Here is a 5,881-nt window from a genome sequence, read left to right as displayed (position 1 = left end):
TTGAATTCTTCCTTTCGTAAAACCAATTCCTTTTTCAAGGCGGCGATCATTTGATCCTTTTTGGCCAAACTCGTCGAAAAATGAAAGTCACAATAGTGGCATGCTTGTTTACAAAATGGAATATGTAGGTAAATGCCGCCCACGATCAGTTTTTAAAAGATACGATTACATAAGAAAAAACAAAGGCTAACACCATGTAGAAAACATAAGCTAAAAAGAACACGGGTATTGACTTAAGCACCACCCAAATTCTTTTTTTATTGATGAAGGAAACCATTGCAAATACAAAATAGGCTCCCATAAATAAAATGCCCCATGCTTGAAACTTTGAGTCGATATACTCAATATAAAACATATTCAAGGTAGTGAAAATGGTATAAACACCTGTCAAATAGAAAGACACCACTAAAAACTCACTTAAGGAATGTATTTTATAAAAAAATAGTTTAAGAAACATGGCTAAGGTAAAAACTAAAATAAATAATAGTTTATTTATGTTCAATAGCATATAATTACGTGCTAATGTTATCAATTGAGTGCCTTGATTCTCATCAACGGCTATAACCGATGAATCTTGAAAAGGATCAAAATCAATGATAGACCTGATCAACAAATAAACTATTGTCGTAAGAACAAAAAATGCAACAGGTTTATAATATGTCTTCCTTTTCCCTGATAAAAAATCTGCAAACAATTTACCTGGATTTAGCGCAAGACCTTTTAATGTGAGAAAAAATGGTGCATTAACGGTAAATACACTTTCGATAAAATCTTCAAAGGTTTCTCGAAAGGTTACCCTATGAACGGTTGTTCTTTGTCCACAATCCTGGCAATATTTACCAGAAGCAAGATTACCGCAGTTTTTACAATATTTTCGATTCGCCAATCCCACACCTACTTTTTAACTCTATTCTCATTTTGCTTCACAAAAGCATCCCATCCCGAATAGCTTTTTCCGACCTCAACCCTGCCTTCGTTGTAAAAATGACAAACGGCAGCTGCTAGTCCATCGGTACTATCCAAGTTCTTGGGCAAGGATTTCAACCCAAGGGTACTTTGCAACATTTTTGCCACTTGTTCCTTACTGGCATTACCATTTCCCGTAATCGACATCTTTATTTTCTTTGGTAAGTATTCCGTGATAGGTATTTGTCTCGATAAGCCTGCAGCCATAGCCACCCCTTGGGCACGGCCTAGCTTTAACATGGATTGTACATTTTTACCAAAAAAGGGAGCCTCTATGGCGATTTCATCGGGATGGTAGGTGTCGATCAGTTCAATCGTCCGTTCAAAAATGAGTTTTAATTTCGTATAGGGGTCTTTGTACTTCTGAAGCAATAATTCATTCATCTGAACAAATTTCATTTGCTTGTTTTCCACCTTTATGATCCCGAAGCCCATGATGGTCGTTCCCGGATCGATTCCCAATATGATTTTTTCGTTGGACAAAACAAATTGTTAGTTGTTAGAAAATACGGTTTTTAAGCTTGGTCTTTCGCGCTACCTTGAACTTTTTTAAATCATCGAAAGAGCAGTGGCTAATTACGGTTCAAAACTATAGGGATTCTAAACTTTACACGTACGGGTATACCTCGTTTCAATGCGGGTGCCAAGGGCGGTAAATTGCGTAGACTTTGAGAAATAATTCCGTCAAACTCGGGCATTACCTTATCAATCGCCTTGTCTTTCTGTATATCGACAACGGTCAGCTTACCTTCTTGGTCTATCAAGAAATCCACAAAAACAGTGGTATCCATATCGGGTCCGATAACGAATTCGAACTCTTGGAGTGTTGCCGAAAAATGTTGTAACAATTCGGTTTCAAAACACTCCCTTTGACTTGTTTTGGAAGTTGATTCATCACAACTTTCGAATAACGGATAGTTGTCAACATCATTCCAATCAATGGTACGCATTTCCTGGTTGACCAATTCTTGGGTTTTCTTTTCCTTGGATTCGAACAAATCACAGGAAAAACAAGTACTTAAAAGCAGTATGGTTAAAAACTTTCGCATGAACCCCTTTTCTATGGCGGAAATTACGATTTTTTTTGGTGAAACTTATTTTGGCGAAGCCCTATTAAACAAATTATAATATGTAACAAATACCCGCTATCTTCGTCAAACCAGCAAAACACCTTTACATGGATATTGCTTTACTCATTTTTGGGTTTCTTCTAATGCTAATTGGCATTCTAGGAAGCTTTCTTCCGGTATTACCTGGACCACCAGTGAGTTGGATAGGACTTCTTTTGTTATATCTCACCAAAGTAGTACCCGATGATTGGGTCTTTTTAGGAATTACCTTGGTCATTGCCTTGGTCGTTTTTGCCCTCGATTATATTATTCCCGCGGTAGGAACCAAAAAATTCGGAGGAACAAGAGCCGGAATGATAGGGACTACATTGGGATTATTGGTGGCACTGATTTTTCCCATCCTAGGGCCATTGGGTATTATTATCTGGCCCTTTGTAGGGGCTTTGGTGGGTGAATTATTGAACAAGGCCGATAAAAAAACGGCCACCAAGGCTGCTTTTGGATCCTTCATCGGATTCTTGACCGGGACCTTTCTTAAATTCATGGTAACCGTAGTTTATCTGGGACTTTTTATTTCAACAGCTTGGGAATACAAAGGTGCTTTGTTTCCCTATTTCAACTAATCGAGCCAAACCACTTTATCCGTTATAGGTTTTCGTGACCCTTCTGGCATTTCCCCTTCAAAATATCCCATATATAAAAAACCAAGGCACTTCTCCCCTTCGGCCAGATCGAAAAATTCGTCCATAAATTTTATAAGTCCGGGGGAACTCCAAAAACAACCGATTCCGATTTCCGTGCAGCCAAGCCATATATTTTGGACAGCCATCGATACGGCCGCCAATTCTTCCCATTCCGGCACTGATTCTTTAGGGTCCCGTTGCATGCAAATGGCCAAAACCACGGCAGATTGAACTGGATAAGTAGTTAACTTTTTAATCTTCACTTGTTTGGGCCGCTTTTCAACTTCCTGATATTTTTCAGATAAAAACCGGCCTAATTTAGCCTTGGATTCCCCTTGTAGCACTTTAAAACGCCAAGGTTCCGTTTTATTGTGGTTGGGGGCCCAATTAGCAGCTTCCAATAGGCGTTCAAGATCTGCTTTTGCAATAGGTTTATCTAGGAATTGGGGCGGAAAAATAGAACGTCTTCTTTTTATCAGGTCGAAAATCATACTTAAAGAGTTTTAAGCAAAGTTAAAAACAATCCTTGGCTATTCTCAAATGGATTCGATACTTTTAAGGTACTTTAATCTTTTGTTATATGACAACGGTTCCCAAGTCCTTTAATTTCGGAGAAGATCATCTCACGGCCAGCGTTGCCATTGCAATTGCAGAAGGTAGGACGAATATGAAACTATCCCCTACCGCTCGTGAAAAAATAAGATCAAGCTGGAAGATTGTCCAAAATATTGTCGAAAAAGGTCATCCGGTTTATGGCATAAACACCGGTTTCGGACCCTTATGCACTACCAAGATTTCGAAAGAGGAAACAAAGATACTGCAGAGCAACATACTTAAAAGTCATAGTGTAGGCGTAGGCAACCCCATTGACAAAGAAATTGCCAAGCTGATGCTTATAGTAAAGGCCCATTCACTCGCCAAAGGCTTTTCTGGTATTTCAGAGGCTACATTGGACCGCATCATATGGCACATTGATCATGACGCCATACCTGTAGTGCCTTCCCAAGGTTCGGTAGGAGCCTCAGGGGATTTGGCCCCACTTTCCCATATGTTTCTTCCTATTATTGGTTTAGGAAAAGTGGCATATAAGGGCGAAACGATATCAACTTCCCAACTCTTTGAAAAAACCGGTTTACAATCCCTTGAACTCGGTCCTAAGGAAGGCCTTGCACTCATTAACGGCACCCAATTTATTGCTGCCCATGCCATAAAAGTGGTTGAGAAATTGCACAGTTGTCTTTCACAGGCCGATATCATAGGCGCTATGATGATCGAAGGGCTGCAAGGTTCCATAAAACCGTTTTATAACGAATTGCATGCCTTACGACCTTTTAAAGGCAATATGCATGTGGCCAAAAGAATTAAACGCTTATTGAAAGGCTCCCAAATCATGGAGTCCCATGCGGATTGCGAACGGGTACAAGACCCCTACTCCCTTCGTTGCATTCCCCAAGTACATGGTGCATCGCGCACTTCTTGGCTGCATTTGAAGGAATTATTGGAAGTGGAACTGAATTCAGTAACGGACAACCCCATAATCATTGATGAGGAGCTCACGATAAGTGGAGGTAATTTTCATGGTCAGCCTTTGGCCATGGCCTTGGATTATGCCTGCTTGGCCGCTTCCGAAATCGGGAACATCTCTGACCGAAGGATCTACCTGGCTTTGGAAGGCAATAGCCCGGGCGTTCCCAAACTCTTGATGGATGATACCGGAATAAACTCCGGATACATGATATTACAATATACAACCGCCGCTTTGGCCAGCGAGAACAAAGGACTATGTTTTCCGGCAAGTGCGGATAGCATTCCGACTTCCTTAGGGCAGGAAGACCATGTGAGTATGGGCTCGATAAGTGGTCGAAAAGCCTTGCAGGTTATTGACAATGTGGAGAAAATACTGGCGATTGAACTATTGACCGCTGCCCAAGCCTTTGAATACCGGAAACCCATGAAATCGGGTATCTTGTTGGACAAGGTCCATAAAGAACTTCGAAAAAGGGTCTCTTTTGCCAAAAAAGATCGGGTATTTGCCGATGATATCGAAATTGGGATTGCCATGATCAAAGATCAGACTATTATGAAGGTCATCGATAAAACGAAGAAGGAGAAAAAGATCTCGTTCAAAACACCTTATTTTAACGAATTTGAAGTATTTTGAAGGTAGCCTTTTGTCTTTCCCGCGTAGCCGGGAAACCATTCTACAATTAATCCAGTGCACATGAAACTAATAGGTCCGTTTAAACAAATCATCCCAATGACCGGGCTTTCGGTTAAGGGAGCCATAAAAGATGGGGAATTAGCGATTATTGAAGAGGGCGGTATTTTAATTGATGGGGACAGCATTCTTTCCATCGGAAAATATGACGAACTACTGGCTGAAGCTAAATCCCTTAGCGCAGAGATGCACGAGCTTTCAGGCGACCATACCTGCCTTCCAGGATTTGTGGACGCTCATACCCATATTTGTTTTGCAGGCTCTAGGGCCAATGATTACGCCTTGAGAAATTCAGGCAAGACCTATCTCGAAATATCGAAAGCTGGGGGTGGCATTTGGGATACGGTAACCCAAACGAGAAAAGCCACAAAAGAGGCCTTGGTCAAAGGCATTGTCAAAAGGGGAAAAAGACATTTGGCCAATGGCGTAACCACCATCGAAGTCAAGAGTGGTTACGGACTTTCCATACCCGAAGAACTTAAAATGTTGTATGCCATTAAAGAGGCGGATACGATACTACCATTGGATTTAATTCCGACCTGTTTGGCGGCGCATATGGTTCCAAAGGACTATGGTGGAACACCTTCTGGATACCTTGAAGAAATCGCCAATGAATTGCTCCCGAAACTTAAAAAAGAAAAGCTGGCTTCTAGGGTAGATGCATTTATTGAAGAGGGTGCCTTTACTTCGGAATTGATAGCACCCTATTTCACTAAAGCCAAGGAACTCGGTTTTGATATTACCGTGCATGCCGACCAGTTTTCAACAGGAGGGAGCGAAGTCGCCATAAAATACAATGCCATAAGCGCTGACCATTTGGAAGCAAGCACATCAAAGGAAATAGCGCTTTTGGCGAAAAGCGATGTGATTGCGGTTGCATTGCCAGGCGCTTCATTGGGCTTGGGCTGTGCTTTTACCCCTGCCCGTAAAATCCTTGATGCCGG

At 41.3% G+C, this 5,881-nt stretch carries 7 protein-coding genes and 1 pseudogene; 3 read left to right on the top strand and 5 right to left on the bottom strand.

Going from position 1 to position 5,881, the window contains the following annotated elements:
- The 4 genes and pseudogenes from WBM98_RS17105 to WBM98_RS17090 form a co-directional block, all read right to left on the bottom strand.
- Positions 1-143, bottom strand: a pseudogene (locus WBM98_RS17105) (radical SAM family heme chaperone HemW); the annotation flags it as partial.
- A 2-nt stretch (positions 144-145) separates the two neighbouring features.
- Positions 146-892 carry a DUF3667 domain-containing protein gene (locus WBM98_RS17100; RefSeq protein WP_424367231.1) on the bottom strand — a complete coding sequence of 249 codons (747 nt, stop codon included), beginning with the start codon at positions 890-892 and terminating at the stop codon, positions 146-148.
- Positions 893-894: 2 nt separating this feature from the next.
- Complete coding sequence (gene ruvC / locus WBM98_RS17095) at positions 895-1,449, bottom strand: crossover junction endodeoxyribonuclease RuvC (protein ID WP_424367230.1); 555 nt, start codon at positions 1,447-1,449, stop codon at positions 895-897.
- A gap of 89 nt (positions 1,450-1,538) precedes the next feature.
- Entirely contained in the window at positions 1,539-2,015 is a 477-nt protein-coding gene (locus tag WBM98_RS17090; RefSeq protein WP_424367229.1) for a hypothetical protein, read from the bottom strand.
- 128 nt (positions 2,016-2,143) lie between these two features.
- Here WBM98_RS17090 and WBM98_RS17085 point away from each other — a divergent pair, with 128 nt between their 5' ends.
- Entirely contained in the window at positions 2,144-2,659 is a 516-nt protein-coding gene (locus WBM98_RS17085; RefSeq protein ID WP_424367228.1) for a DUF456 domain-containing protein, read from the top strand.
- Here WBM98_RS17085 and WBM98_RS17080 read toward each other — a convergent pair.
- Positions 2,656-3,210, bottom strand: coding sequence for a nitroreductase family protein (locus WBM98_RS17080; RefSeq protein ID WP_424367227.1), 555 nt, complete (start codon positions 3,208-3,210; stop codon positions 2,656-2,658). The genes WBM98_RS17085 and WBM98_RS17080 overlap by 4 nt on opposite strands.
- 89 nt (positions 3,211-3,299) lie before the next feature.
- On the opposite strand from WBM98_RS17080, the gene hutH reads away from it, so the two are divergent.
- Together hutH and WBM98_RS17070 are read left to right on the top strand one after the other, a co-directional pair.
- Positions 3,300-4,880 carry a histidine ammonia-lyase gene (gene hutH, locus WBM98_RS17075; protein ID WP_424367226.1) on the top strand — a complete coding sequence of 527 codons (1,581 nt, stop codon included), beginning with the start codon at positions 3,300-3,302 and terminating at the stop codon, positions 4,878-4,880.
- A 60-nt stretch (positions 4,881-4,940) separates the two neighbouring features.
- On the top strand, positions 4,941-5,881 hold a 941-nt coding region (locus WBM98_RS17070), incomplete at its 3' end, for an imidazolonepropionase (RefSeq protein WP_424367225.1).

This window comes from Maribacter sp. (assembly GCF_049667165.1).
GTDB lineage: Bacteria > Bacteroidota > Bacteroidia > Flavobacteriales > Flavobacteriaceae > Maribacter_A.
This window is presented reverse-complemented; position numbering and strand designations above follow the sequence as displayed.